Source organism: Pseudomonas sp. LFM046 (assembly GCF_000949385.2).
In the GTDB taxonomy this organism is placed as follows: Bacteria; Pseudomonadota; Gammaproteobacteria; order Pseudomonadales; family Pseudomonadaceae; genus Metapseudomonas.
Genome location: NZ_JYKO02000001.1, coordinates 4,621,947 through 4,647,713, shown reverse-complemented (window position 1 = coordinate 4,647,713; position 25,767 = coordinate 4,621,947). Strand labels below are relative to the sequence as shown.

Sequence of the window (25,767 nt, the reverse complement as noted above, 5' to 3'; positions counted from 1 at the left end):
TACTGGACTGGTGAGTTTGCTATTTTTACTATACCCATCAGTATAAATATTCCAGCTGCTCTTCGCGAAAGGTCATTCATCATGTTTCGCCATGCCTTGCCCCTCGCTCTGCCCCTGTCCCTTTCACTTCTGATCACGGCCTGCGGCAATGGCGAGCCCGTGCAGCAGGTGGTGCGTCCGGCCATGGTGGTGCAGCCGGAGCCGGCGGCGGACGCGGTGGATACCTTCCCGGGCGAGGTGCGGGCGCGCTACGAGCCGGAGCTGGCCTTCCGCATCGGCGGCAAGGTGGCCAAGCGCGTGGTGGAGGTAGGGCAGCGGGTGAAGAAGGATCAGCCCCTGGCCGAGCTGGACCCCGAGGACGTACGCCTGCAACTGGAGGCCAGCCGGGCCCAGGTGGCGGCGGCCGAGGCCAACCTCAAGCTGGTGAAGGCCGAGCGTGATCGCTATCGCACGCTGCTGGACCGCCAGATGATCAGCCGCTCCCAATACGACAACGTGGAGAACCAGTACCGCGCTGGCGAGGCGCGGGTGAAGCAGATCAAGGCCGAATTCAACGTCGCCAGCAACCAGGCCGCCTACACCGTGCTGCGTGCTTCCCAGGATGGCGTGATCGCCAGCCGCCGCGCGGAGGTGGGTCAGGTGGTGTCTGCCGGGCAGACGGTCTTCACGCTGGCCGCCGACGGCGAGCGTGAGGTCCTGATCAGCCTGCCGGAACACGCTATCGATCGCTTCAAGGTGGGTCAGGACGTGGCGGTGGAACTCTGGTCGGTGCCTGGCCAGCGCTTCCCGGCGCGCATCCGTGAGCTGGCCCCAGCCGCTGACCCGCAATCCCGCACCTTCGCCGCGAGGGTTGCCTTCGCCAACGGCAAGGTGCCGGCGGAACTGGGCCAGAGCGCCCGCGTCTTCATTCGCAACAATGGCTCGGTGCCGCTCTCCGTGCCCCTCTCGGCACTGACCGCCGAGGCCGGCCAGCCCTATGTCTGGGTGGTCGATCCCATGGACTCCACGTTGAAGCGCCGCTTGGTACGCGTCGGACCCTATGGTGAAGACCGCGTGCCGGTGCTCGAAGGTCTGAAACCCGAGGACTGGGTCGTGGCCGCCGGCGTGCAGGTGCTGCGCGAAGGTCAGCAGGTTCGGCCGGTGGACCGCGCCAATCGCTCGGTGAAGCTGGTGGCCAAGGAGTAAGCGGCCGTGAACTTCAACCTTTCCGCCTGGGCGCTGCAGAATCGCCAGATCGTCCTCTACATCATGCTGCTGCTCGGCATTGTCGGGGCCATTTCCTACACCAAGCTGGGGCAGAGCGAAGACCCGCCCTTCACCTTCAAGGCCATGGTGGTACGCACCAACTGGCCGGGCGCCAGCGCCGAGGAAGTGTCCCGCCAGGTCACCGAACGCATCGAGAAGAAGCTGATGGAGACCGGCGAGTACGACAAGATCATCTCGTTCTCTCGCCCCGGTGAGTCCCAGGTGACCTTCATCGCCCGCGACTCGATGCATTCCAGTGAGATCCCCGAGCTCTGGTATCAGGTCCGCAAGAAGATCAGCGATATCCGCCACACCTTGCCGCCGGGTATCCAGGGCCCCTTCTTCAATGACGAGTTCGGCACCACCTTCGGCAATATCTATGCACTGACTGGCGAAGGCTTCGACTACGCCGTGCTCAAGGACTATGCCGACCGCATCCAACTGCAACTGCAGCGGGTCAAGGATGTGGGCAAGGTGGAGCTGCTTGGCCTGCAGGACGAGAAGATCTGGATCGAGCTGTCGAACGTGAAGGCAGCCACCCTCGGCTTACCCCTGGCCGCCGTGCAGCAGGCCCTGGAGGAACAGAACGCCGTGGCCGCTGCCGGCTTCTTCGAGACCCCCAGTGATCGCGTGCAGTTGCGGGTGTCCGGCCGTTTCGACTCGGTGAAGGAAATCCGCGACTTCCCCATCCGTGTGGGGGATCGCACATTCCGCATCGGCGACGTGGCGGACGTGCGCCGTGGCTTCAACGACCCGCCGGCGCCGCGCATGCGCTTCATGGGCGAGAACGCCATCGGCCTCGCCGTTTCCATGAAGCCCGGCGGCGACATCCTGGTGCTTGGACAGGCACTGGAAACCGAGTTCGCCCGCCTGCAGCAGAACCTTCCGGCCGGCATGCAGCTGCGCAAGGTGTCCGACCAGCCCGCAGCCGTGAAAGCCGGGGTAGGGGAGTTCGTCCGCGTGCTCACCGAAGCGCTGGTGATTGTGCTGCTGGTGAGCTTCTTCTCCCTCGGTCTGCGCACAGGCCTGGTGGTGGCCCTGTCCATCCCGCTGGTGCTGGCCATGACCTTTGCCGTGATGTACTACCTCGGCATCGGCTTGCACAAGATTTCACTCGGCGCCCTGGTGCTCGCGCTGGGCCTGTTGGTGGACGACGCGATCATCGCGGTGGAGATGATGGCCATCAAGATGGAGCAGGGTTACGACCGTCTCAAGGCCGCCAGCTACGCCTGGACCAGCACGGCGTTCCCCATGCTCACCGGCACCCTGATCACCGCCGCCGGCTTCCTGCCCATCGCCACCGCTCAATCCGGTACCGGTGAATACACCCGCTCGATCTTCCAGGTGGTGGCCATCGCCCTGCTGGTGTCCTGGATCGCCGCGGTGGTGTTCGTTCCCTACCTGGGCGACCGCCTGTTGCCGGACCTGGCCAAGCTCCACGCGAAGAAGCATGGCGGTAGCACCAAGGGCCACGATCCTTACTCCACGCCTTTCTATCAGCGCTTCCGCCGCGTGGTGGAGTGGTGCGTGCGGCGGCGCAAGACGGTGATCCTGCTGACCCTGGTCGCCTTCATTGCGTCCATCGGCCTGTTCCGCCTGGTTCCACAACAATTCTTCCCGCCGTCCGGGCGCCTGGAACTGATGGTGGATCTCAAGCTCGGCGAAGGCTCCTCCCTGGCCAATACCGAGGCCGAAGTGAAGCGCCTGGAGCAGCTTCTGCGGGAACAACCGGGTGTGGATAACTACGTGGCCTACGTCGGTACTGGCTCGCCGCGCTTCTACCTGCCCCTGGACCAGCAACTGCCGGCGGCCAGCTTTGCCCAGTTCGTGGTCCAGGCGAAATCCATCGAGGAGCGGGAGGAGATCCGCACCTGGCTGATCCAGACGTTGAACGACGAATTCCCCACCCTGCGCAGCCGCATCTCGCGTCTGGAGAACGGCCCGCCAGTGGGCTACCCGGTGCAGTTCCGCGTCTCCGGCGAGCACATCGACGAAGTCCGCGCCCTGGCTCGCAAGGTGGCCGACAAGGTGCGCGAGAACCCCCACGTGGTGAACGTGCACCTGGACTGGGAGGAACCGAGCAAGGTAGTGCGGCTGAACATCGACCAGGACCGAGCCCGCGCCATGGGCGTGAGCACTGCCGACTTGTCGCGCTTCCTGCAGAGCGCCCTGACGGGGTCGCCGGTGAGCCAGTACCGTGAGGACAACGAGCTGATCGAGATTCTCCTGCGCGGTACCGTGCGCGAGCGTCAGGAGCTGGCCCTGCTGCCGAGCCTGGCGGTGCCCACGGACAACGGTCGCAGCGTCCCGCTGTCGCAGATCGCCACGCTGGAGTACGGCTTCGAGGAAGGCATCATCTGGCACCGCAACCGCCTGCCCACCGTCACCGTGCGCGCCGACATCTACGACAAGTCACTGCCGGCCAGCCTGGTGAAGGAAATCCTGCCGACCCTGGACCCGGTCCGCGCCGAATTGCCGGATGGCTACCTGTTGGAAGTGGGGGGCACGGTGGAGGATTCGTCCCGCGGACAGAAGTCGGTGAACGCCGGCATGCCGCTCTTCGTCGTGGTGGTGCTGACCCTGCTGATGCTGCAGCTGAAGAGCTTCTCGCGCTCGGCCATGGTGTTCCTCACTGCACCTCTGGGGCTGATTGGCGTGACGCTATTCCTCCTGGTATTCCGCCAGCCGTTCGGCTTTGTCGCCATGCTCGGCACCATCGCCCTGGCGGGGATGATCATGCGCAACTCGGTGATCCTCGTGGACCAGATCGAACAGGACATCGCCCATGGCATGGACCGCTGGAACGCCATTGTCGAGGCCACGGTGCGGCGTTTCCGGCCCATCGTGCTGACTGCCCTGGCAGCCGTGCTGGCGATGATCCCGCTGTCCCGCAGTGTGTTCTTCGGCCCCATGGCGGTGGCCATCATGGGTGGCCTGATCGTCGCCACCGCCCTGACGCTGTTGTTCCTGCCGGCGCTCTATGCAGCCTGGTTCCGGGTCAAACCGGCGGAGGCCAAGGAAAGCCGTCCGGTCCTGGCGCCAGACGCCCAGCCGAGCCATTGACGACAAAGGCCCCTTCGGGGGCCTTTTTCATGGGCGCTCGGCTGTTTCCGCCAATCACTAGGCCTCTTCGTCCCTCACCCTTGGCGTCGCCGATGTCCAGGCAGAGACTGGCCGGGCTTGTCACCGCCAACCCGAACAGGACGAGGTGCCCATGCAGCACGTGACGCAGGTGGAGTTGCTCAAGCGAACCCTGGCTTTGGTGGAGCAGGGCGTTTCCGATTGCGTGGAGGCGCCTTCGGCGCTGCCGGTAGACGTCTATCTCAACGAGGAACGCTACCGTCGTGAGCGGGACGAAGTGCTGCGTTGTGAACCCCTGCTGGTGGCTCGCTCCAGCGAGATCGCCCCCGGCCACTTCATCACCCGTGACCTGCTGGCACCGCTGCTGCTGACCCGCGATGAACAGGGGCGACTCCGGGGATTCCTCAACGTCTGCAAACACCGGGGCACCCAACTGGTGGGTGAAGTCGCCGGGCGCAACCGGGTATTCGTCTGCCCGTACCACGCCTGGGCCTACAACCCTGATGGCCAGTTGAGGGGAATCCCCCACGGCTATGGCTTCGAGGGCATTGACCGGGCCTGCCTCAACCTCACCGAAGTGCCAGTGGCCGAACGCTTCGGCGCCGTCTGGGCGCGCCATTCGGAGGGGCCGGCGCTGGATCTGGATACCTTCTTTGGCGAGCAGATTCTCGCCGACTTCGACAGCTTCGCCCTGGACAGTCATGTGCTGTTCGATCCGCAGGACATCCGCCGCCCGGTGAACTGGAAGCTGACCATCGACACCTTCCTGGAGAACTACCACGTTGCCAAGGCGCATCAGGCCACCATCGATCACCTGTTCTGGCCCAACCTGGGGCTGTTCGATCGCTTTGGCCGGCATATTCGCAACTACTACGTGAAGCGGAATCTGCGGGAGATCCTCGACCAGCCCGAGCGGGACTGGGACCTGCGTCGTCACGGCAACCTGCTGTATTTCCTCTGGCCCAATACCCTGGTGCTGGTGGAGCCGGACCATATCGCCTTCTCCACCGTATTCCCTGATGGCCCGCAGGCGACGCGGGTATTGGGCCATACGCTGCTGCCGGAGGAGCCGGCCACGGAGAAGGCGCTGCGTTACTTCCAGAAGAACAACGCCATTCTCTATTCGGCGCTGGAGGAGGACTTCGCCTTGGCTGCGAGGGTGCAGAAAGGAATCCAGGCCGGTGCGGCCGGGCAGCTGTGGCACGGACGTTTCGAGCAGGCGCTGAGATGGTTCCACCAGGGGCTTGATGAGGCGCTGGGGGACGCGCGGGTGGAGGTGATGAAGCCGAAGAGTACGCCCCAGGTTGGGTGAGGCGGTGTTCCTTGACTCCAACCTATGGCAGAACTGCGTTCTGCTTGGCGAATGAATTCGCCCCCACGGGGCTTGTGCCGAGGCAGAGGCTGCACCGAATTCCTACAAAAAAGCCCGGCATCAAACCGGGCTTTTCGTTTATCGGGCAAATTGTCAAAGCGCCCCGAATACCTTCTTCGCCAGGCTGGTGGCCGCGCCCGCCGGGTTCTGACGGATGCTGGCCTCCTGCTCGGCGATCATCTTGAACAGCCCATCCAGCGCTTCTTCGGTCACGTAGTTCTCGACATTGGCGCTCTTGGCGTCCAGCACGCCGAAGCTCGCGGCCTGGCCGGCGAAGCTGTTGTATTGCTGGGCCAGACCGACCTTGTCGGTGGCCTGCTTGACGATGGGCAGGAACTTGGCGCGCAACTGATCGCGGCTGGTCTTGTTCAGATACTGGGTGGCGGCATCGTCCGGGCCACCGAGGATGCTCTTGGCGTCCTGTACGGTCATCTTCTTCACCGCATCCACCAGCAGCGCCTGGGCTTCCGGTACGGCGGCCTCGGCAGCTTTGTTCATGCTGGCTTCCAGCTGTTCCACCTGGGCGCCCATGCCCATCATCTTCATGGTCTTGGCGGCCTTGCCGAGGTTGCCCGGCAGTTCGATGCGCACTTCGGGGTTGTTCGAAAAGCCGCCAGGCTTGCCCAATTGCTGCACGGCCACCTTGGCGCCCTGGGTCAGGGCGTCCTTCAGGCCGCCGCTGGCATCCTGCTGGCTGAGGTCGGCGAGGGACAGGGCAAAGGCGCTGGCGGACAGGGCAAGCCCGGCGCAAAGAGCGGTAATTCTGATCATGACAGCATCCTTGTGGCTGTTGGTGGGACAGAGCGTCTGTTCGCGGTTCCGCGCGCGGCGGATCGTGATCAGCTTTCAACGGATCGGGTCGACCTTTATGCGCAATGGCTGCGGGTCGGTACCGTCGAGTCTAACCGAGTGCTGCTCGGTACTGACGAACATCAGCTTGCCATCCAGCTCGATCCGAGCGCTGACCGCATAGCGGTGGTTGGCCTGGATCTTGGTGGGGGCGTAGTCGAGGCGGAACGCCAGGGGCACCTGGCCCTGTACCTGCCCTTGCTGGCGGGCAAGCTCGATGGCAGGGGCATCGGCCAGGGAGACATCCTGCAGGCTGACGCTGAGGATGGCGCTCGGCGGCAGGGCGATGCGCTGCAAGTAGAAGACTTCGCCTTCCAGATAGCGGGTTTCGCTGGCCTGCTGGCCGGCGCAGGCAGCCAGCAGGCTGCTGGCGAGGATCAGGGGCAGGGCTTTCATGGGTACCTCTGGAAAGGGGAGAAGCAGGCAGGACCCACTATAGAAGACGCAGTGCGCCAGGCCATGCTGGCTGATCGATCCCTTGAAACGACATCGCCCCCGGCTCGGGGGCGATACATGGATGCGCTGGCGAGTCAGTCTTCCAGTGCCTTGCCGGAAATGGCATTGAGGGCGTTGTTGAACTGCACCGTTTCGTTGAAGGTTCGCACCAGATTGCGGAACCTGTCCTTGGCGCCGACCAGTTGCTTGAGGTTTTCGGCCAGTTCGTCGTCCCTCCTGTTCAGCGCAGCCTCGCGCTCGTCCAGGGCATCCAGACGGCGATGCAACGCCTCGGCCAATTCGTCGTAGCGCTGTTTCTCCAGACGCAGGTTGTCCGCCATCTTGGCTGTAGCGCGATCACGCGCCTCGACGTTTTCCGCCAGGGCCTTGAGGGCGGCGCTGCGTTCGGCCAGGGCGCGTGCGTTGTCCTGGGCATTGAGCTCCAGGGTGGCGACTTCCTGCGCCAGGCGGGTCTCCAGCAACCGCAATTGCTCTTCCTTATCCGCCAACTGACGCTCCCGCTCGTGGAGCTGCGCCTTGCGCTGCTCCAGGCTTTCCTGCTGCCGCGCCGCATCCTGCTTCTGCTGGGTCAGCCCCTTGGCCATGTCCGCCAGGGAGTTGAGGGTGCTCTGCACGTCGCTGAGGACATTGTCGGTATCGCTGCCGAGGGATGGCGTGAGGGTTGGCTGTGGGGCGTGCAGCGGCTGCTCTTGCGGGCGCTCTTCGACGGCCGCTTCGAATGTCGGCTCGGGTTCGTCGTCCTGGGTGGCAGGTTGCATTTCCGCCTTGATCTCGGCGTTCAGGTCGAGCATGTCCTGTGGCTCCAGCGGTACCTCGGCTTTGTTCACCGCAGCGGCGTCGTCCGGTCGGTCCGCTGTTGCTTCGGCGGGAGCTTCCGGAACATGGGGAGCGACGTCGGGCGCCTCGGTGTCTTCGTGTACGGGAGACGGCAGGCTGAAATCTGCGCCCAGGACCAGGCCATTGATCGAGGCACGCGAACCTTGCCAGGGCTCCGCCCGGACCGCGGCCTCGGGCGAGGCTTCAGCCGGTTCGGTCGGCAGCCTGATGGCCTGTGGCTGTGTGTCCAGGGCCCCCTCCTGCTCGCGGGCCAGCTCTGCAACCGCGGGTGCCACGACCCCCTCGACGGGCGCCGTCGGAGCGGGCTTCGCGTCGGCCAGGCTGGAGATACGTTCCTTGGCGACGGACTCCTCTCGCGGCGATGGCGTAGTGGCGGGCAGCGGCTCGCCGGTATTGCTGCTCTCGCGGGTGGCGATCAGCTTGTGCACCGAGGTCCTGTTGATCGACAGGCTGTGGTGGTCAGTTGCTGAGGCGGGGTTTTCGTCCGGGCCGGAGATGTCGCCTCGAAGGTCAACGAAGTGGAACTTCAGTTCTTCCGATCCGCTCACTGGTCGTCCCCCTTGGTGATCTGCTTCAGCACCTGCACCGCGTATTGCCATTCCTGTCGGGAGCCCAGCTTTTCCAGCCGGTAGCCATTTTCCTGGGGAACGGCGCTGGCGACGTACACCCTGGAGGTGCCCTGGCGCCCCTCTTCGTTGAGGGTGTAGACGAGGATGTTGCGGTCGATCTGGGGGATGGCGAAGCTGCACAGGATGGCGGCGTTTACCGCTTCCCGGGCTTCGTTCTCGACGGTGATGGTTCTCAGCAGCATGGGTGGGCTTCCGTGTTCAGGGCGGAGATGCGTTCGGGTGACCGAGAGCAGTGCAGCGCCGAATGGTACGGAGCGGCCCGGAGCAAGCCTGTCGGCAACTGTCCGGTTGTGCTGTGAGAACTGTCCTGAAAGGGAAGGCCAGGCCCGTCGGGGCCTGGTGCGAGGCTCAGTCGGCTTCCACCGGGGCTGTCGGTTCGGACTCTGCCTGGCGGTCGAAGGCCACCTGGCGGATAGACAGGCGAATCTCCGCCGGCAGCACGCGCTTGGCTGCGCCTTCGGCCAGTTCGCCGAGCAGTTCGTGGTAGCTCAGCTTGCCGGCGTCGTCCCGGCGCAGCACGCGCTGGTCCAGCATCGTCTGAATGAAGTGGCGGAACAGGGTCTTGTCGAAAAATTCCGGGGCGTTCAGGCCGTGGAGGATCGACAGGCGCTGGGCCATGACGGTGCAGAGGTCCTCCAGTTCCTCGGCGCTCAACTGGTTCTGCCCGGCATTCAGCAGCAGGGCGATGGCCATGTAGAAGCGCTGCAGGGTCTGCACGATGGCGCGGGCCAGCAGCGTCAGCAAGACGAACTGCCGCGAGCTGGGAGCCGGACGCACGTAGACGTCGCCTTCCACCTTGAGCAGGCCCTGTTCGACGAAGGCCGCCAGCCACTGGTCCACCACCCCTTCCAGTTCGCTGGCATCCCAGCGAATGAACAACTCGGCTTGCAGATAGGGGTAGAGGGCGCGGGTGTAGCGCAGGATCTGCTCACGGCTCATGCGCGAGCTGCTCTGGAAGAAGCAGGCGAGCAGCGCTGGTAGCGCGAACACGTGGAGCACGTTGTTGCGGTAATAGGTCATGAGGACGGCGTTCTGCTCGTCCAGATAGAGGATCTTGCCCAGGGCGTCCTTCTGCTCGGCCAGCAGGCCCATGCTTTGCACGTACTGGGTCAGCGCCTGGCCGTCGCTTTCCGGCAGGGTGGCGTGAGGCGAGTAGGGCACGGCGCGCAACAGGGCCAGGTAGAGGTCGAGCACACGAGTCAGGGCGCGTTCGTCCAGGGCCAGGCGGCTGGTGGAAAGCAGTGCCAGGGCCACCAGGTTGACCGGGTTGATCGCCGCAGCGTCGTTGAGGTGACGGGCGATGCGCACGGCCAGTTGGTTAGTGGTGTCGTTGAGCCAGGCCGGACGGAACTGCGGCCCCAATTCCTGGGCGCGCCAGTCCGGCTGCTGCTGGTCGAGGAACTCGGCCAGCTTGATGGGTTCGCCGAAGTTCACCGCCACCGAGCCGAAGCGCAGCTTAAGGGCACCGATGACCTTGAACAGGTCGAAGATGGATTCCTTCTTCTTGCTCGCGCCGCGCAGCTCACCGAGGTAGGTACGGCCTTCCAGCACGCGCTCGTAGCCGATGTACACCGGCACGAAGACGATGGGCAGGCGCGAGGAGCGCAGGAAGCTGCGCAGGGTGATGGCGAGCATGCCGGTCTTCGGATGCAGCATGCGGCCGGTGCGAGAGCGGCCGCCCTCGACGAAGTACTCCACCGGGAAACCACGGCTGAACAGGGTGTGCAGGTACTCGTTGAACACCGCCGTGTAGAGCGGGTTGCCTTTGAAGGTGCGGCGCATGAAGAAGGCGCCGCCACGGCGCAGCAGGCCGCCGATCACGGGCATGTTGAGGTTGATACCGGCGGCGATGTGCGGCGGGGTCAGGCCGTTGCGGAACAGCAGGTAGGACAGCAGCAGGTAGTCGATATGGCTGCGGTGGCAGGGGACGTAGATCACCTCGTGGCCATGGGCGATTTCCTGCACGCCCTCGATATGGTTGACCTTGATGCCCTCGTAGAGCTTGTTCCAGAACCAGGACAGCACCACTTCGAGGAAGCGAATGGCGGTGTAGGCGAAGTCGGAGGCGATCTCGTTGCCATATTTCAGCGCCTGGGCCTCGGCGGAGGCCAGGCTGATCTTCTCGCGCTCGGCTTCCTCGGCAATCGCCTGGCGCACCAGCGGTCCGCGTACCAGGCCTTTCACCAGGTTGCGGCGGTGGGACAGGTCGGGGCCGATGACCGCGGCCTTCTGGTTACGGAAGTGCACCCGCAGGATGCGATTGACCATGCGCAGGGTGCGCTCCGGTCCTTTGTCCTGCGCCACCAGCTCGCGCAGGTGGATGGGGGCGGAGAACTGCACGCGGGTCTTGCGGCCGAGGATGAGGATGCTGACCAGCTTGCGCAGGCGCCCGGTCACCGCCCAGCTGTCGGCGAACAGCAGCTTCCAGGGGCTGGTCTCGCGGTCCGGCGACTGGCCCCAGAACACCGTGACCGGAATGATCTGTGCGTCTTCCACGGCGTGCTGCTGGATGGCGCCCAGCACTCGCACCAGGGTGGGGGAGGCGCCACGCTTGTCCTGGCCGCCCAGCCAACCGGGCTCGGGCGTCAGGTAGAAGAAGGCCGTCGGCTCGATCAGGTCCCCGACCGCCACCGGCAGCACCGGGCGTGGCAATCCGGCCTTGGTGCATTCCCTGTCCACCACTGCCAGGTCGCTGGCTGAAGGCTGCTGCAGCACATAGAGCACCGGCTTGCTGCGGTCGAGCTTCAGGGTGAAGGCGGACTGGTTGATGGTTTCCGAGCGCACCCAGAGGAATAGCAGGCGGCGCAGGATGCCGAAGGCGAGTCGGCGGAAGGGGGAGCGGGTCATGGTGCGGCGAGGCTGTGAAACGAGCGATTGCTCGGGGCGGCTAGTTTGCCCCATTCGCTGCCGGGTCGCAAAAAGGCCCAGGCTGTCATTTTCGTCCGACTATTCCTGCAAACTTCCGCACAAATGCCCGTCTTGCAATGCTTACGGAGGACTCCTTATAGTCCCCCAGCTTTTTTGCAGGGCCCCGGTGGCCAGCATGGCCAGGGGCTGCTCCCTTCGGGATTAGAGGCCATGATCGAGATAACCAGTCTGACCAAGCGCTTTGCGCAGCACACCGCCGTGGACAATCTGTCCTTCAGCGTCGCACCCGGGGAGGTGCTGGGGTTCCTTGGCCCCAATGGCGCGGGCAAGTCCACCACCATGAAGATGCTCACCGGCTTTCTCGCACCGACCTCCGGCACGGCCAGCATCTTCGGCTTCGATATCCAGACCCAAACCCTCAAGGCCCAGCGCGAGATCGGCTATCTGCCGGAAGGCGCGCCCTGCTACGGCGACATGACGGTGCGCGGTTTCCTCGAGTTCATCGCCGAGGTCCGTGGCTTCCGTGGCGCCGCGAAGAAGGAGCGGGTGACCCGCGCGGTGGAGCAGGTGGAGCTGCAGAACGTGCTTGGCCAGTCCATCGAAACCCTGTCGAAGGGCTTCAAGCGCCGCGTCGGCCTGGCGCAGGCGATCCTCCACGATCCGCGGGTGCTGATTCTCGACGAACCGACTGACGGCCTCGATCCGAACCAGAAACATCAGGTGCGCCAACTGATCCAGAGTCTGGCCCACGACAAGATCGTGATCATCTCCACGCATATCCTCGAAGAGGTCACCGCGCTCTGCACCCGCGCCCTGGTGATCGCCTCTGGCAAGGTGGTGGCCGATGGCACGCCGTTCGAGCTGGAAAACCGCTCCCGCTATCACCAGGCGGTCACCCTGGTCGCCGACGAGCCGCTTGATCTGGTGGCGCTGGCGGTACTGCCGGGCGTCGCGGGCATCGAGGAAAACACCCTCCAGGGCGGCGTGACCATCCTCGCCAAGCCGGGTGAGGTGATCTTCCCGCAGGTGAACCAACTGATTCACCAGCGCGGCTGGAAGGTGAAGGAACTGGACGTGGAGCGTGGCCGACTGGATGAAGTATTCCGCCGACTGACCCGGGGAGAAGCGGCATGATGCAGTTGCCGGTGATTTTCAAACGCGAGCTGGCCAGTTATTTCGCCACCCCGCTGGCCTACGTGTTCATCGTGATCTTCCTGGTGCTGTCAGGTGTCTTCACGTTCTACCTGGGCGGCTTCTACGAAAGCGGCCAGGCGACCCTGGCGCCGTTCTTCAACTTCCACCCCTGGCTCTACCTGTTCCTGGTGCCGGCCATTGCCATGCGCCTCTGGGCCGAGGAGCGCAAGTCCGGTTCCATCGAGCTGCTGATGACCCTGCCGATCACCCGTTTCGAGGCGGTTACCGGCAAGTTCCTCGCGGCCTGGGCATTCGCCGGGCTAGCGCTACTGCTGACCTTCCCCATGGTGATCACGGTCAACTACCTGGGTGACCCGGACAACGGCGCCATCATCACCGGCTATATCGGCAGCTGGCTGCTGGCCGGCGGCTTCCTCGCCATCGGCTCCTGCATGTCGGCGCTGGCGAAGAACCAGGTGATCGCCTTCATCCTGGCGGTGAGTGTGTGCTTCCTGTTCATCGTCAGCGGCTTCCCGCTGGTGCTGGACGCCTTCAGTTCCTGGGCCCCCCAGTGGCTGCTGGACGCGGTGGCCTCGCTGAGCTTCCTGACTCGCTTCGATGCCATCAGCAAGGGCGTGATCGACCTGCGTGACCTGCTCTACTTCGTCTCCCTGATCGCCGCCTGGCTGGCCGCCACCGCCGTGGTGGTCGATCTGAAGAAGGCCGACTGAATATGAAAAGACTGATGTATTCCAGCGCCGGGCTGCTGCTCATCGCCCTGGCCTTCCTGGCGTTCAACATGCTCGCCGGGCTGACCCTGACCAATGCGCGGGTCGACCTCACCGACCAGAAGCTCTACACCATCTCCGACGGGACGAAGAAGATCCTTGGCGAGATCGACGAACCCATCAACCTCTACTTCTTCTACTCTGACAAGACCGCCAAGGACCTGGTGGTGCTGCGCAACTACGCGCGCCGCGTAGAAGAAATGCTCAAGGGCTACGAGCGTTCCGCTGGTGGCAAGATCAAGCTGCACATCATCGACCCGGAGCCGTTCTCGGAGGATGAGGACAAGGCCGCCGAGTTCGGCCTGCAGGCGGTACCGCTGCAGCAGGGCGGCGACCAGATCTACTTCGGCCTGGCCGGCACCAACAGCGTCGATGACACCCAGATCATCCCGTTCTTCCCGCTGGACCAGGAGGAGTTCCTCGAGTACGAGATCAGCCGGCTGGTGCAGAGCCTGGCCAAGCCGGAGCGTCCTGTGGTGGGCGTGCTGACCGGGCTGCAGCTCAACGGCGGTTTCGACATGATGAGCCGCCAGCCGAGCCCGCCCTGGATGGTCATGGAGGAAATCCGCCAGCTGTTCCAGATCGAGAGCCTCAAGCGCGATATCGACCAGATCCCCGAGAAGGTCTCGGTGCTGTTGCTGGTGCATCCGAAGAACCTGCCGCAGCAGACCCAGTACGCCATCGATCAGTTCGTCCTGCGCGGTGGCAAGCTGCTGGCCTTCGTCGATCCCTGGAGCGAGGCTGACAGCGGCATGGAGACGCCCGGCGAGCCGGGCGCTGACAAGTCCTCCGACCTCGACACTCTGTTCAAGGCCTGGGGCCTGCAGATGGTGCCGGGCAAGGTGCTGGGCGACGGCGCCAACGCCATGTCGGTGAGCATGGGTGAAGGCAAGTCGCCGGCACGCCACGCCGCCTGGCTCAATCTGCCGCAACGCAGCCTGGACCAGGGCGACGTCAGCACCGCTGGCCTGGAGAACATCACCGTGGCCACCGCCGGCATCCTCAAGCCGCTGGAAGGTGCCAAAACGCACTTCGCGCCGCTGATCCAAAGCTCCGAGTACGCCATGCCCTTCGACGTGCAGCGCTTCGGCATGCTGACCGACCCCGAGGAGCTGATCCGCGAGCTCAAACCCACCGGGGAGCGCTATACCGTGGCCGCGCGCGTCAGCGGCCCGGCAAAGTCCGCCTTCCCCAACGGCATCGAAGGCCACAAGGACGGTCTGAAGTCGGCGGAGAACATCAATGTGATCGCCGTGGCCGACACCGACATGCTCAGCGATCGCATGTGGGTACAGGTGCAGGACTTCTTCGGCCAGCGCGTGCCGCAGCCCTGGGCGGACAACTCCGGCTTCGCCATCAACGCCCTGGACAACCTGGCAGGTTCCGATGCGCTGATCAGCGTGCGTTCCCGTGGCCGCTTCAGCCGTCCGTTCGAGGTGGTGGAGAAGCTCCAGCGCGACGCCGAGGTGAAGTTCCGCGAGCAGGAGCAGGAGCTCCAGCAGCGCCTCACCGAAACCGAGCAGAAGATGGCTTCCCTGCAGCAGAGCCAGGACCCGGCCAAGGCCCTGGAGCTGACCCCGGAACAGCAAGCGGCGTTGCAGCAGTTCATCCAGGAAAAGGTGCGCATCCGCAAGGAACTGCGCGACGTGCGTTTCCAGCTCAACGCCAAGATCGAGGACCTGGGCCGCACCCTGAAATTCATCAATATCGTCCTGGTGCCACTGGTGCTGACCATCGGCGTGCTGGCGCTGTGGTTCTGGCGCCGTCGACGCCAGGCCTGAGGAGAACAGCATGGGACGCAAAGGCCTGTTGATCCTCGCCCTGCTCGCCATTGGGCTCGGCGCGGCCTACTTCATCCAGCACGGCAGTTCGCGGCCACAGCCACAGCCGACCAGCGTCAGCCGTGAGCTGCTGCTGCCCGACCTGCAGGGCAAGCTGGCTACGGTTACCGCCCTCGACGTATGGCGCCCCGAGCAGCCCGAACTGCGCCTGGAGCGCAGGGGCGAGCTCTGGGTGCTGCCGGCCAAGGGCGACTACCCGGCCACCGGCCAGTCCGTGGCGGCCCTGCTGCGGGCGCTGGCCGAGGCCCGCAAGGTGGAAGCCAAGACCACCAATCCCGAGTTGCACGCTCGTGTCGGTCTGGCTGACAAGGGCAATGCCGAGGAACAGGCGATCCGCATCAAGCTGGAACGTGGCACCGAGGCGCCCCTGGAGCTGCTGCTGGGCAAGCCGGCCCAGCAGGGCAAGGGACAGTTGGTCCGCCTCTACGGTGATAACCAGGTCTGGCTGGTGGATCAGGCGCTCCCGTTGCCTGCTACCGAGCTGAACTGGCTGGATCGCCGCGTGGCGGAGATTCCCTTCGCCAGCGTCCGGCAGGTGGAGGTGGTCTATCCGAATGGCAGCCTTCTCACCGTCTACCGCGATTCGGCCGAGGAGCCCAACCTCAAGCTCAAGCAATTGCCCAAGGGGCGGCGCCTGGCCTATGAGGCGGCGGCCAATGGCATGGCGACGCTGTTTTCCGGGCTGGAGTTCGCCGACAACGCGCCCCTTTCCCAGGTGCAGTTCAAGGGCAAGCCGATGCTGGAGTTCAGCCTTTCCACCTTTGACGGCGGCGAATTGCGCGGGGTGATCTACGGGCAGGGTGAACAACCCTGGCTGGTGCTCAAGGGCAAGGAAAAACTGGACGACGCGAAGGTGCCGGGCAAGCTGGATTGGGCCTATAGATTGGAGCCGTTCCAGTATCAGGCCCTTGCCAAGAAGCTCGAAGACGTACTTGCTGCGAAGTAGTGCAAGTCATTGTCGGGAGGCGGAAATTTGGCCGAAAGCGGTGCAGTTTTCGCCTCCTCCAGCGCCCCGTTTTGTAGCCCGAAAGTATTAAAAAAGGGCGTGCAGCCCGCGTCGTACGGCCATTTTGCACTGTCATAAAAAAGTGCTTTTCAGCGCGAACTCTTGTCGTATACTCCGGTCGCGGTCAGAAAAAGAACGCCATTCGAATACCCGCTCCAAGCTTGATTCGGCCGGGGTTGGATATAACAAGAAGAACGTCTTTACCGCACCGTCGAACCCCCTGGATTAAAGGGGGGCAAACAAAAAAATTGCGAGTTGGAGAGAGTAGTAATGGCTGATCGTGAGGTCGGAACCGTCAAGTGGTTCAATGACGCCAAGGGCTATGGTTTCATTCAGCGCGAAAGCGGCCCTGATGTGTTCGTTCACTACCGCGCTATCCGTGGCGAAGGGCACCGCTCTCTGCTGGAAGGCCAGAAGGTAGAGTTTTCCGTGATCCAGGGTCAGAAAGGCCTGCAGGCGGAAGACGTCGCCAAAGTCTAAGACTCAAAAACAAGAGGCCCGTCAGTGACGGGCCTTTTGCTTTCTGCGATTCCTGCATCCAGGCGATTCGCCGTGAAGAGCGTTGGCTCCTTCAGTCAGTGCGCCAGATGATTTCCTGTTCGCCTTCCGCGTTCACCTTGACCCAGCGGTCGGCGTCCTCTTCTCCTTGTGCTTCCTGCCAGCCACCCGGCGCGCAGCGGATTTCCACGCCGAGGGCCGCGAAGGCCGCGCGGGCGCAACCCAGATCGTCCTCCCACGGCGTGGCGTCGCTTTCCAGGTAGAGGCTGTGCCACTTGCCCACGGCCTTGGGCAGCCAGGTGACGGGGATGTCCCCGGCCAGGCACTTGAAGGTCTGGCCCTTCTGCTGCCAGGCGCTGCATGGCCCCAGCGCCACATTGAGCCAGGCGGTGACGGCTTCCTGGTCGGCGTCCTTGAGGTAGATCTCGATATCGGGTTGGCGCATGGAGAGAACTCCCTAGATTTTCTCGATCCAATCGTAGCGAATGGAAACCGTGACCTCGAACGGTGCAGCGATGACTGCTGCGCGGCGCTCGGCGTTGGCGCGCCAGCCGTGGGGTGTCATCGCCAGCAGGTCAGCGCGGGCTTCGGCGTCATCCAGTAGCAGCCGGTACTCCAGCGTCTCGCTGTGAGCCAGGCGCATGCCGGCCGGAATCTGCGCCAGGTGCTTCTGGTCGTCGTAGTCGCGGACCTCGTCGTACAGCTTCTCGCGCAGCTCCAGCAGGTGCGTGCGGGTCGGCCCCATGCGCAGCAGACCGCCACCGGGGGCCAGCAGGCGCAAGGCCTCCTGCCAGTCCAGTGGGCTGAAGACGCTGGCCAGCAGATCGCAGCTGGCGTCCTCCAGGGGCACGCGGGCCATGCTCGCCACCAGCCAGTGCAGCTGAGCGGCTCGGCGGCAGGCGCGTTTCACCGCCTCGCGGGAGATGTCCAGGGCGTAGCCGTCGGTTGCCGGAAGGGCCATGGCCAACTGGCTGGTGTAGTAGCCCTCGCCGCAGCCGATATCCAGCCAGCGCTCCGGGTCGCGTTCGGCGGCGAGCGCCGCCAGGCGGTTCGCGAGTGGCGCATAGTGGCCGCCGTCGAGGAAGCGTCGACGGGCTTCCACCATGGAGGCGTTGTCGCCCGGGTCGCGGCTCTTCTTGTGCTGTACCGGCAGCAGGTTGTAGTAGCCCTGGCGGGCGCGATCGAAGCTGTGGTTGGCCGGGCACGCGACGCCCTTGTCGCTGGCGTTCAACGGGGCCTGGCAGAGGGGGCAGATGAGTTTCATTGGGCGAGCAGGCGGACCAGGGTCTGCTGGTAGATGTCGGTCAGCAGATCGAGGTCGCTGGCCAGCACCCGCTCGTTCACCTGGTGGATGGTGGCGTTCACCGGACCCAACTCCACCACCTGGGTGCCCATGGTGGCGATGAAGCGGCCATCGGAAGTGCCGCCGCTGGTGGACGGGGTGGTGTCGCGGCCGGTGATGGCCTTGATGCTGGCGGAAACCGCGCCCAGCAGCTCGCCCGGCTGGGTGAGGAAGGGCAGGCCGGACAGGGCCCACTCCAGGTGGTAATCCAGGCCGTGCTTGTCCAGGATGGCCTCGACCCGGCGCTGCAGGCCTTCCACCGTGGACTCAGTGGAGAAGCGGAAGTTGAACACGGCCACGAGCTCACCGGGGATCACGTTGGTGGCGCCGGTGCCGGAGTTGAGGTTGGAGACCTGGAAGCTGGTGGGCGGGAAGAAGGCGTTGCCGTTGTCCCAGTGCTCCGCAGCCAGTTCGGCCAGGGCCGGTGCGGCCAGGTGGATGGGGTTCTTCGCCAGGTGCGGGTAGGCGACGTGGCCCTGCACGCCACGCACGGTCAGCTTGCAGCCGAGGGAGCCGCGCCGGCCGTTCTTCACGACATCGCCCACCAGCGAAGTGCTGGAGGGTTCACCGACGATGCACCAGTCCAGACGCTCGCCACGGGCCGCCAGGCGCTCGACGACGGCCTTGGTGCCGTGATGGGCGGGGCCTTCTTCGTCGCTGGTGATGAGGAATGCGATGGCGCCCTTGTGGTTCGGGTGTTCGGCGACGAAGCGCTCCACCGCCACCACCATGGCCGCCAGGCTACCCTTCATGTCCGCCGCCCCACGACCGCAGAGCATGCCCTGTTCGTCGATCAGCGCCTCGAAGGGCTGGTGCTGCCAGGCCTGCACCGGCCCGGTGGGGACCACGTCGGTGTGGCCGGCGAAGCAGAGCACCGGACCTTGGCCGCCGCGGATGGCCCAGAAGTTCTCTACATCCTCGATGCGCATGCGCTCAATGCGGAAACCCACGGCTTCCAGCCGGCGCATCATCAGGTCCTGGCAGCCTTCGTCGACCGGTGTGACCGAGGGACGACGGATAAGCTCGCAGGCGAGTTCGAGGGTGGGGGAGAGGGCAGACATTGAGGGCTCCGAGGGCAGCGCGGAAACGGACGGGATGAAAAGGCCGATATCTTAAAGCAGAACGGCGGCCAATGGCCGCCGTTTGGAACTGCATGGGAAAGCTGCCACCGTCAGGCGGTGGCGACTTCCTTCTCCTCGGCTTCCTGGCCCTTGGGCAGGGAGGAGAGCATGGCCATGATCAGCGCCGCCAGGTAAGGCAGCGACTGGACCAGCAGCATGGCCACCCAGAACTTCACGTCCGCGCTGGGCAGGCCCTGGACGACAGCGATGCCGATGGCCGCGCCCCAGAGCAGGAGCATGACGAAGACTTCTTCGCGGGCTTCGGCCAGGGCCATCAGCAGGCCATGGTTGGTGCGCATCTTCGGGGTGCGGAAGAACGGGATGCTCTTGGTAAAGAAGCCGTAGAGCACCGCCTTGGCGATCGTGTGGGAGAGTGCAAGCCCCGCCACCGCCGCACAGAAGGCGTCCTTCAGGTTCACACCTACCGCGCGTTGGTAGAGGAACACGATCTTGCCCACCTTGAAGAAGAACAGCGCCAGCGGCGGGATGGCGAAGATCAGCAGCGGCGGGTCGACCCGCTGCGGCACGATGATCATGGCCGCGGACCAGAGCAGGGCACCGATGGTGAAGAAGATGTTCAGGCCGTCAGCGACCCAAGGCAGCCAGCCGGCGATGAAGTGGTAACGCTGGCCGCGCTTGAGCTTGGACTCCTTGCCCAGGAACAGGCTGCGGGCGTGCCCCTTCATGATCTGGATGGCGCCATAGGCCCAGCGGAAGCGCTGCTTCTTGTAGTCGATGAAGGTGTCGGGCATCAGGCCCTGGCCGAAGCTCTGGTGCGCGTAGGCAGCGGCGTAGCCGCTCTTGAACACGCGCAGGCCCAGCTCGGCGTCTTCGCAGATGGTCCAGTCGGCCCACTTCAGCTCGTCCATCACGGAACGGCGGATCATGGTCATGGTGCCGTGCTGAATGATGGCGTTGCGGTCGTTACGGGTGACCATGCCGATATGGAAGAAGCCCTTGTACTCGGCGTAGCAGAGGCGCTTGAAGGCGTTCTCGTCGCCGTCGCGGTAATCCTGGGGCGACTGCACCACCGCGATTTCCGGGTCGGCGAAGTGCGGCACCATGTGCTTCAGCCAGTTGCGGTCGACGCAGTAGTCGGAGTCGATCACCGCCACCACTTCGGCATCCGGCGCGGTGTACGGCAGGATGTAGTTCAGCGCGCCGCCCTTGAAGCCTTCCAGCGGGGCGACGTGGAAGAACTTGAAGCGCGGGCCCAGTTGTTCGCAGTAGTCGCGCACCGGTTCCCAGACGGCCGGGTCCTTGGTGTTGTTGTCGATGATCAGGACTTCGTAGTCCGGATAGTCGAGGTTGGCCAAGGCGTCGAGGGTCTGTTTGACCATCTCCGGCGGCTCGTTGTAGCAGGGCACGTGTACCGATACCTTCGGGCGGTAGGCAGCGTCGGCCAGCACCGGCAGGAAGGGGCGGCGGCGCTTGCGCACCCAGACCGCCTCGGCCAGTTCGTGGGCCTCGGTCAGCAACACGATGAACACGCCCAGGGCGCCGACACCCAGCAGCAGTCCCACGGTCAGGCTGAACCAGGTGCTGTATTGCTGGCTGTAGTCGTAGGCGATCCAGACCAGCGCGGAGCCGCCGGCGAAGGCGACGAAGGTCAGGAAGGTGCGGCCGCGCTGGCGCAGGGCACTGCCGTCGATCAGCATCATGGCCAGGGCCAGCAGGGCCATGACCACGGAGGCCACGGCCAGCATGCGCCATTGCGGGATGGCGATCACCGGGCCTTCGAAGGCGAACTTGGGCTGGCGATCGAGGTTGTAGACGCCCCAGTAAGCACCCACCGAACCTTCGTCACTGGCCTTCCACGGCTGGTCGAAGGCCTCGATCACGAAGTAGTTGTAGCCCTTGGCGTTGAGGGCGTTGACCAGGGTACGCAGGTAGATCGCCTGGTCGGCCTGGGAGGCGTCGGCACCGCCGCGCATGCGGCCGTTGCTCGGCCAGCCCACTTCAGAGAGCAGCAGGGGCTTCTTCGGGAAGGCCTTCTTCAGGTCCTTGGCGCGCTCCAGGACGAACTCGGTGGAGTCCTCCATCGGCACGAATTCCCAGTAGGGCAGTACGTGGGCGGCTACCAGGTCGACGTGCTTGGCCAGTTCGGGGTACTTCAGCCAGATGTGCCACTGCTCGGAGGTGGTCACCGGAACCTTCACGGCGGCTCGTACGCGGTCGAGGTAGCCCATCAGGTCCTTGCGACTGATCTCGCGACGGAACAGGGCTTCGTTGCCCACCACCACGCGGACTACGCTGCGGGACGCGTTGGCGATCTCGATGGCCTTGGCGATCTCCCGCTCGTTGCGCTCTTCGTCCGGGCTGATCCAGACACCCAGGGTCACCCGCAGGCCGAATTCCTCGGCCAGGCGCGGAATGTCGGCCAGGGTGCCGTCAACCGAGTAGGTCCGGATGTTGTCGGTCTGCTTGCTCAGCAGTTCGAGGTCCTGGCGGATCTGCTCGTCGCTCGGGTAGCGATTCTGCTGGGGGTTCTGGTCCGCGCGGAAGGGCGAGAAGGAGTAACCGGAAATCTGCTCCGGCCAGTCCGGCGCGGTGACCGGGCGGTTGTAAAGCGCCCAGATGCCGGTGAACAACGCGGCGACCGCCACGAAGATCACCAGGTTGAGTCCAAATTTACGCGATGGCATAGAAGTCCAAGGGTTCCGAATCGTGGAACTGGGTTCCATACGAGAATGACCTGCGATTGATCATTATTCGTACAAAACCTGGGGTAGGGCCAGCGGTTTGCTGGTCGGCGCGAATCCTACCCCGGCGCCCAACAGCTGTATAGATTGCGACCAGCCGGGGAAGCCGGATGACATCCCCGACAGAGGGTTTGTTCGCCAAGGAAGGCAGAAGTTCTGTCTGTGTGGCGAAATGCCGCCCCGGATCGCGCCGGGGCGAAGACTCAAAGCGCCCGCAGCAGGATGCGTTCGCTGGCTTCCAGATCGAGGTCGCGACGTTCGCCCAGGGCGGTCATGCCGTGGCGTTCCAGCTGGGCCAGCACCTGGGGGATGACATCAGCGTCCAGCCCATGTTCGGACAGGCGCGTGGGCACGCCCATGCGCTTGAAGAAGTCGCGGGTTGCGCGAATGGCGCCGTCGATACGCGTTTCCTCGTCGCCATCCTTCAGGCCCCAGACGCGGGCCGCGTACTGCAGCAGCTTCTCACGCTTGGCCTCGCGGCGTTCGGCCAGCAGCGCCGGCAGCACCACCGCCAGGGTCTGGGCGTGGTCGATATGGTAGAGGGCGGTCAGTTCGTGGCCGATCATGTGGGTCGACCAGTCCTGGGGCACGCCGCAGCCCAGCAGGCCGTTCAGGGCCTGGGTGGCGCACCACATCAGGTTGGCGCGCACGGCGTAGTCCTCGGGGTCTGCCAGCGCCTTCGGGCCTTCCTCGATCAGGGTCAGCAGCAGGCCTTCGGCGTAGCGATCCTGCAGCGGCGCGTCGGCCGGATAGGTCAGGTATTGCTCGATGGTGTGGACGAAGGCGTCCACCACGCCATTGCCGATCTGCCGCTGCGGCAGGCTGAAGGTGGTGGACGGGTCGAGAATGGCAAAGCGCGGATAGAGCAGGGCGCTGGAGAAGGGCAGCTTTTCCTGGCGGGCGACATGGGTGACCACGCCATGGGGATTGCTCTCGGAGCCGGTGGCGGCCAGGGTCAGCACGCAGCCCATCGGCAGGGCGGCGGTGATGCGCTTGCCGCTGAGCAGGTCCAGTGGATCGCCTTCGTAGCGGGCGGCCGCGGCGATGAACTTGCTGCCGTCGATCACCGAGCCGCCACCCACTGCGACGATGAAGTCGCACTGCTCGGCCTTGGCCAGCTGGGCGGCCTTGACCAGGGTGTCGAACTGCGGGTTGGCCTCGATGCCGCCGAAGCGGGTCAGCTGATGGCCGGCCAGGGCCTGTTCCACCTGCTGCCAGACACCATTCTGGAAGATGCTGCCGCCACCATGGGTCACCAGTACCCGGCTGCCTTCAGGTACGTCCCGTGCCAGCTTGGCGATCTGGCCTTCGCCGAAATGGATGCGGGTGGGGTTGTAGAAGGTGAAATTGCGCATGACCGGCTCCGTTGTTGTTATCGGCCGACTATAGCCCTGGCGGACCGTTCCCGAATCTATGGGCTGCCATTCAGCGGTGATGGACTTGGGCCACGGGATGGCGCTTCCTATAATGCGCGCCCGCCCGAAGGTTGGCGATGGGAGTGATTGGCATGAGTACAGACGAGCGTTTCGGCGGCATCGCCCGGCTTTACGGCCTGGACGGCCTGGCCCGGTTGCAGGCGGCCCATGTGGCGGTAGTCGGCATTGGCGGCGTGGGCTCCTGGGCGGCCGAGGCCCTGGCGCGTTCCGGGGTGGGGGAAATCTCGCTGTTCGACCTGGACGATGTCTGCATCACCAATACCAACCGCCAGGTGCACGCCCTGGAGGGTGCCGTGGGCAAGGCCAAGGTCGATGTCATGGCCGAGCGCATTCGCGCCATCAATCCGGCTTGCGTGGTCCATGCCGTGGCCGACTTCGTCACTCGCGAAACCATGGCCGACTACATCACCCCTGAACTGGATGCGGTGATCGACTGCATCGACAGAGTGGCGGCCAAGGCGGCGCTGATCGCCTGGTGCAAGCGGCGCAAGATCCAGATCGTCACCACCGGTGGTGCGGGTGGCCAGGTGGACCCGACGCAGATCCAGGTCACCGACCTGAACAAGACCTTCAATGACCCCCTGGCGGCCAAGGTGCGCTCCACGCTGCGCCGCGACTACAACTTCTCCCGCACCCCGGGGCGCACCTACAGCGTGCCCTGTGTGTTCTCCACCGAGCAGCTGCGTTATCCCAAACCGGACGGCTCCGTGTGCCAACAGAAGAGCTTCGTCGGCGAGGGCGTGAAGCTGGACTGCGCCGGTGGTTTTGGTGCGGTGATGATGGTGACCGCCACCTTCGGTATGGCAGCAGCAGCCAAGGCTGTGGACAAGTTGGTGGCGGGGGCGCGTCGGCCATCGGAGCGCAAGCCGTAGATTGTGGCAGAGCGGAGCCCAACATCGTGTCGTTGGGCCTCGTTCCTCGGCGCCAACCTACGCGGCCATCTCGCGCATTTTCTTGAGGACGGCATTCAGGCCGTTGCTGCGTGACGGCGACAGTTGTCGGCCCAGACCCAACTGATTGAACCAGTCCGCCAGGTCGATTGCGGCCAGTTCCCCGCCATTCAGGCCGTCGACTCGTGCCAGCAACACGGCCAGCAGGCCCCGGATCAACCGGGCATCGCTGGCGGCGCGGAAGTGCCAGTGCTCGCCCTGGCATTCGCTCACCAGCCAGACCTGGCTTTCGCATCCGTGTACCCGGTTGGCGTCGTTGCGTTCGGCGTCGCTCAGGGCTTCCAGCCGTTCCCCCCACTGCATCAGCAGGCGCGCGCGTTGCTCCCAGCTGCTTGCTGCGGTGAAGGCATCCAAGGCTTCCCGGGCCTTGTCGGGCAGGCTCATCGCAGCAGCTCCAGGGTTTTGTCCAGGGCGCTGAAGAAGCGCTCCAGATCGTCGCCGTTGTTGTAGAGGGCCAGGGAGACACGAATGGCACCCTGCACACCCAGGGTCTGCATCAACGGCATGGCGCAGTGATGGCCGGCGCGCACGGCGATGCCCTGCTCGGTGAGCAGGTGGGCCAGATCGGCGTTGTGCACACCTTCGATACTGAAGCTCGCAAGGGCCAGCTCGGGTTCCCCCAGCAGGCGCACGCCGTCCCGTGCGGCGAGCCCGGCCAACAGCTTGGTGTGGAGGACGGCCTCGTGGCCGGCGATGGCAGCGGCGTCCAGGCTGCCCAGGTAGTCCAGCGCGGCGCCCAGGCCGATCACCGAGGCGATGGCCGGGGTGCCGGCTTCGAAGCCCAGGGGGGCGCCGTGGAAATCGGCGCTCTGGTAGGTGGCGGAATGGACCATCTCTCCGCCGAATTGCCAGTGCTTCAGGCGTGCGAGGGCGTCACCGCGGCCGTACAGCACGCCGATGCCGTCCGGGCCGTAGAGCTTGTGGCTGGAGAAGGCATAGAAATCGCAGCCCAAGGCCTGCACGTCATGGCGGCCATGGACCACGCCCTGGGCACCGTCGACCACGGTCAGCGCACCCTGGGCCCGGGCAAGGGGTAGCAACTCGGTCAGTGGCTGCCAGCGGCCGAGCACGTTGGACAATTGGCTGACAGCCAGCAGGCGGGTGCGGGCGCCAATGAGCTGCCGCGCCTGTTCCAGGTCGATCAGGCCGCTGCGGTCCAGCGGCAGTACCACCAGCTTGAGCTGCCTGCGGATGGCCAGTTGTTGCCAGGGCAGCAGGTTGGCGTGGTGTTCCAGGGCGCTGATGACGATCTCGTCACCGGGTTGGAACAGGTGCTCCAGGCCGTAGGCCAGCAGGTTGATCGCTTCGGTGGTGCCACGGGTGAAGAGGATTTCCGCCGGGCTGGCAGCATTCAGCCAGTGGGTCGCCCGGATGCGGGTGCCTTCGAAAGCGCGGGTGGCGCGCTCGCCGGGCAGGTGTTGGGCCCGGTGCACATTGGCCGCCCCGCTGGCGTAGTAGCCCATCAGAGCGTCCAGAACTACCTGGGGTTTCTGTGAAGTGGCGGCGCTGTCCAGGTAGGTCTGTCCCTCGGCGGAGAGGGCCGAGAGGGCAGGGAAGTCGGAGCGCCAGGGAGAATTCAGGGACATGGCAAGCTTGGAAGCTGGAGACAGGA

General features: G+C 64.8%; 21 protein-coding genes. 9 read left to right on the top strand and 12 right to left on the bottom strand.

All coding sequences use genetic code 11. The annotated features are described in order from the left end of the window. Window positions 1–81: 81 nt before the first annotated feature. The 3 genes from TQ98_RS21340 (at window position 82) to TQ98_RS21330 (ending at window position 5,638) form a co-directional block, all read left to right on the top strand. The gene (locus TQ98_RS21340) at window positions 82–1,185 is read left to right on the top strand and encodes an efflux RND transporter periplasmic adaptor subunit (protein WP_044873739.1); all 1,104 of its coding nucleotides are present in this window, start codon (window positions 82–84) and stop codon (window positions 1,183–1,185) included. Between the two features lie 6 nt (window positions 1,186–1,191). Next, complete coding sequence (locus TQ98_RS21335) at window positions 1,192–4,308, top strand: efflux RND transporter permease subunit (RefSeq protein ID WP_044873740.1); 3,117 nt, start codon at window positions 1,192–1,194, stop codon at window positions 4,306–4,308. Window positions 4,309–4,459: 151 nt separating this feature from the next. After that, complete coding sequence (locus TQ98_RS21330) at window positions 4,460–5,638, top strand: aromatic ring-hydroxylating dioxygenase subunit alpha (protein WP_044873741.1); 1,179 nt, start codon at window positions 4,460–4,462, stop codon at window positions 5,636–5,638. Between the two features lie 153 nt (window positions 5,639–5,791). Here the strand turns inward: TQ98_RS21330 and TQ98_RS21325 are convergent, their stop codons facing one another. The 5 genes from TQ98_RS21325 to plsB form a co-directional block, all read right to left on the bottom strand. Continuing rightward, window positions 5,792–6,469, bottom strand: coding sequence for a DUF4197 domain-containing protein (locus TQ98_RS21325; RefSeq protein WP_044873742.1), 678 nt, complete (start codon window positions 6,467–6,469; stop codon window positions 5,792–5,794). 75 nt (window positions 6,470–6,544) lie between these two features. Further along, complete coding sequence (locus TQ98_RS21320; protein ID WP_044873743.1) at window positions 6,545–6,943, bottom strand: YbaY family lipoprotein; 399 nt, start codon at window positions 6,941–6,943, stop codon at window positions 6,545–6,547. Between the two features lie 134 nt (window positions 6,944–7,077). After that, complete coding sequence (locus tag TQ98_RS21315; RefSeq protein WP_044873744.1) at window positions 7,078–8,388, bottom strand: hypothetical protein; 1,311 nt, start codon at window positions 8,386–8,388, stop codon at window positions 7,078–7,080. Then, window positions 8,385–8,651 carry a hypothetical protein gene (locus tag TQ98_RS21310; protein ID WP_044873745.1) on the bottom strand — a complete coding sequence of 89 codons (267 nt, stop codon included), beginning with the start codon at window positions 8,649–8,651 and terminating at the stop codon, window positions 8,385–8,387. The genes TQ98_RS21315 and TQ98_RS21310 overlap by 4 nt, the downstream gene beginning before the upstream one ends. Window positions 8,652–8,817: 166 nt before the next feature. Continuing rightward, window positions 8,818–11,316, bottom strand: coding sequence for a glycerol-3-phosphate 1-O-acyltransferase PlsB (gene plsB, locus TQ98_RS21305; RefSeq protein WP_103103039.1), 2,499 nt, complete (start codon window positions 11,314–11,316; stop codon window positions 8,818–8,820). Between the two features lie 231 nt (window positions 11,317–11,547). On the opposite strand from plsB, the gene TQ98_RS21300 reads away from it, so the two are divergent. From TQ98_RS21300 to TQ98_RS21280, 5 genes are all read left to right on the top strand, one after another. Further along, entirely contained in the window at window positions 11,548–12,471 is a 924-nt protein-coding gene (locus tag TQ98_RS21300; protein WP_044873748.1) for an ATP-binding cassette domain-containing protein, read from the top strand. Next, window positions 12,468–13,202, top strand: coding sequence for an ABC transporter permease subunit (locus tag TQ98_RS21295; RefSeq protein ID WP_044873749.1), 735 nt, complete (start codon window positions 12,468–12,470; stop codon window positions 13,200–13,202). Before TQ98_RS21300 ends, TQ98_RS21295 begins: the two co-directional genes overlap by 4 nt. A 2-nt stretch (window positions 13,203–13,204) precedes the next feature. Then, window positions 13,205–15,040, top strand: coding sequence for a Gldg family protein (locus TQ98_RS21290; RefSeq protein ID WP_044873750.1), 1,836 nt, complete (start codon window positions 13,205–13,207; stop codon window positions 15,038–15,040). A 10-nt stretch (window positions 15,041–15,050) separates the two neighbouring features. Continuing rightward, the gene (locus TQ98_RS21285) at window positions 15,051–16,046 is read left to right on the top strand and encodes a DUF4340 domain-containing protein (protein WP_044873751.1); all 996 of its coding nucleotides are present in this window, start codon (window positions 15,051–15,053) and stop codon (window positions 16,044–16,046) included. Between the two features lie 330 nt (window positions 16,047–16,376). Beyond that, complete coding sequence (locus tag TQ98_RS21280; RefSeq protein ID WP_016494409.1) at window positions 16,377–16,586, top strand: cold-shock protein; 210 nt, start codon at window positions 16,377–16,379, stop codon at window positions 16,584–16,586. A gap of 91 nt (window positions 16,587–16,677) precedes the next feature. Here the strand turns inward: TQ98_RS21280 and TQ98_RS21275 are convergent, their stop codons facing one another. From TQ98_RS21275 to TQ98_RS21255, 5 genes are all read right to left on the bottom strand, one after another. Beyond that, window positions 16,678–17,049: a hypothetical protein gene (locus TQ98_RS21275; protein WP_044873752.1), complete on the bottom strand. Its 372-nt coding sequence runs from the start codon at window positions 17,047–17,049 to the stop codon at window positions 16,678–16,680. A 12-nt stretch (window positions 17,050–17,061) separates the two neighbouring features. Continuing rightward, on the bottom strand, window positions 17,062–17,868 hold the full coding sequence (locus tag TQ98_RS21270) for a putative RNA methyltransferase (RefSeq protein ID WP_044873753.1): 807 nt from the start codon (window positions 17,866–17,868) through the stop codon (window positions 17,062–17,064). Then, window positions 17,865–19,007 (bottom strand): succinyl-diaminopimelate desuccinylase, encoded by a 1,143-nt coding sequence (gene dapE / locus TQ98_RS21265; RefSeq protein ID WP_044873754.1) that lies wholly within the window; start codon window positions 19,005–19,007, stop codon window positions 17,865–17,867. The genes TQ98_RS21270 and dapE overlap by 4 nt, the downstream gene beginning before the upstream one ends. 110 nt (window positions 19,008–19,117) lie before the next feature. Then, entirely contained in the window at window positions 19,118–21,712 is a 2,595-nt protein-coding gene (locus TQ98_RS21260; protein WP_044873755.1) for a glycosyltransferase, read from the bottom strand. Between the two features lie 260 nt (window positions 21,713–21,972). After that, window positions 21,973–23,124, bottom strand: coding sequence for an iron-containing alcohol dehydrogenase (locus tag TQ98_RS21255; RefSeq protein WP_044873756.1), 1,152 nt, complete (start codon window positions 23,122–23,124; stop codon window positions 21,973–21,975). 152 nt (window positions 23,125–23,276) lie between these two features. Between TQ98_RS21255 and tcdA the strand changes: the two genes are divergently transcribed. Continuing rightward, on the top strand, window positions 23,277–24,077 hold the full coding sequence (gene tcdA / locus TQ98_RS21250; RefSeq protein ID WP_044873757.1) for a tRNA cyclic N6-threonylcarbamoyladenosine(37) synthase TcdA: 801 nt from the start codon (window positions 23,277–23,279) through the stop codon (window positions 24,075–24,077). A 57-nt stretch (window positions 24,078–24,134) separates the two neighbouring features. Here the strand turns inward: tcdA and TQ98_RS21245 are convergent, their stop codons facing one another. After that, entirely contained in the window at window positions 24,135–24,539 is a 405-nt protein-coding gene (locus TQ98_RS21245) for a SufE family protein (RefSeq protein ID WP_044873758.1), read from the bottom strand. Then, window positions 24,536–25,741: a cysteine desulfurase gene (locus tag TQ98_RS21240; RefSeq protein WP_044873759.1), complete on the bottom strand. Its 1,206-nt coding sequence runs from the start codon at window positions 25,739–25,741 to the stop codon at window positions 24,536–24,538. Before TQ98_RS21240 ends, TQ98_RS21245 begins: the two co-directional genes overlap by 4 nt. Window positions 25,742–25,767 lie beyond the last annotated feature (26 nt).

Bases quoted from the DNA above. Each gene is read 5' to 3' on its own strand.
- TQ98_RS21340 (WP_044873739.1), top strand. From the start codon at position 82: ATGTTTCGCCATGCCTTGCCCCTCGCTCTGCCCCTGTCCCTTTCACTT.
- TQ98_RS21330 (WP_044873741.1), top strand. From the start codon at position 4,460: ATGCAGCACGTGACGCAGGTGGAGTTGCTCAAGCGAACCCTGGCTTTG.
- TQ98_RS21325 (WP_044873742.1), bottom strand. From the start codon at position 6,469: ATGATCAGAATTACCGCTCTTTGCGCCGGGCTTGCCCTGTCCGCCAGC.
- TQ98_RS21320 (WP_044873743.1), bottom strand. From the start codon at position 6,943: ATGAAAGCCCTGCCCCTGATCCTCGCCAGCAGCCTGCTGGCTGCCTGC.
- TQ98_RS21310 (WP_044873745.1), bottom strand. From the start codon at position 8,651: ATGCTGCTGAGAACCATCACCGTCGAGAACGAAGCCCGGGAAGCGGTA.
- plsB (WP_103103039.1), bottom strand. From the start codon at position 11,316: ATGACCCGCTCCCCCTTCCGCCGACTCGCCTTCGGCATCCTGCGCCGC.
- TQ98_RS21300 (WP_044873748.1), top strand. From the start codon at position 11,548: ATGATCGAGATAACCAGTCTGACCAAGCGCTTTGCGCAGCACACCGCC.
- TQ98_RS21295 (WP_044873749.1), top strand. From the start codon at position 12,468: ATGATGCAGTTGCCGGTGATTTTCAAACGCGAGCTGGCCAGTTATTTC.
- TQ98_RS21290 (WP_044873750.1), top strand. From the start codon at position 13,205: ATGAAAAGACTGATGTATTCCAGCGCCGGGCTGCTGCTCATCGCCCTG.
- TQ98_RS21285 (WP_044873751.1), top strand. From the start codon at position 15,051: ATGGGACGCAAAGGCCTGTTGATCCTCGCCCTGCTCGCCATTGGGCTC.
- TQ98_RS21280 (WP_016494409.1), top strand. From the start codon at position 16,377: ATGGCTGATCGTGAGGTCGGAACCGTCAAGTGGTTCAATGACGCCAAG.
- TQ98_RS21275 (WP_044873752.1), bottom strand. From the start codon at position 17,049: ATGCGCCAACCCGATATCGAGATCTACCTCAAGGACGCCGACCAGGAA.
- TQ98_RS21270 (WP_044873753.1), bottom strand. From the start codon at position 17,868: ATGAAACTCATCTGCCCCCTCTGCCAGGCCCCGTTGAACGCCAGCGAC.
- dapE (WP_044873754.1), bottom strand. From the start codon at position 19,007: ATGTCTGCCCTCTCCCCCACCCTCGAACTCGCCTGCGAGCTTATCCGT.
- TQ98_RS21260 (WP_044873755.1), bottom strand. From the start codon at position 21,712: ATGCCATCGCGTAAATTTGGACTCAACCTGGTGATCTTCGTGGCGGTC.
- TQ98_RS21255 (WP_044873756.1), bottom strand. From the start codon at position 23,124: ATGCGCAATTTCACCTTCTACAACCCCACCCGCATCCATTTCGGCGAA.
- tcdA (WP_044873757.1), top strand. From the start codon at position 23,277: ATGAGTACAGACGAGCGTTTCGGCGGCATCGCCCGGCTTTACGGCCTG.
- TQ98_RS21245 (WP_044873758.1), bottom strand. From the start codon at position 24,539: ATGAGCCTGCCCGACAAGGCCCGGGAAGCCTTGGATGCCTTCACCGCA.
- TQ98_RS21240 (WP_044873759.1), bottom strand. From the start codon at position 25,741: ATGTCCCTGAATTCTCCCTGGCGCTCCGACTTCCCTGCCCTCTCGGCC.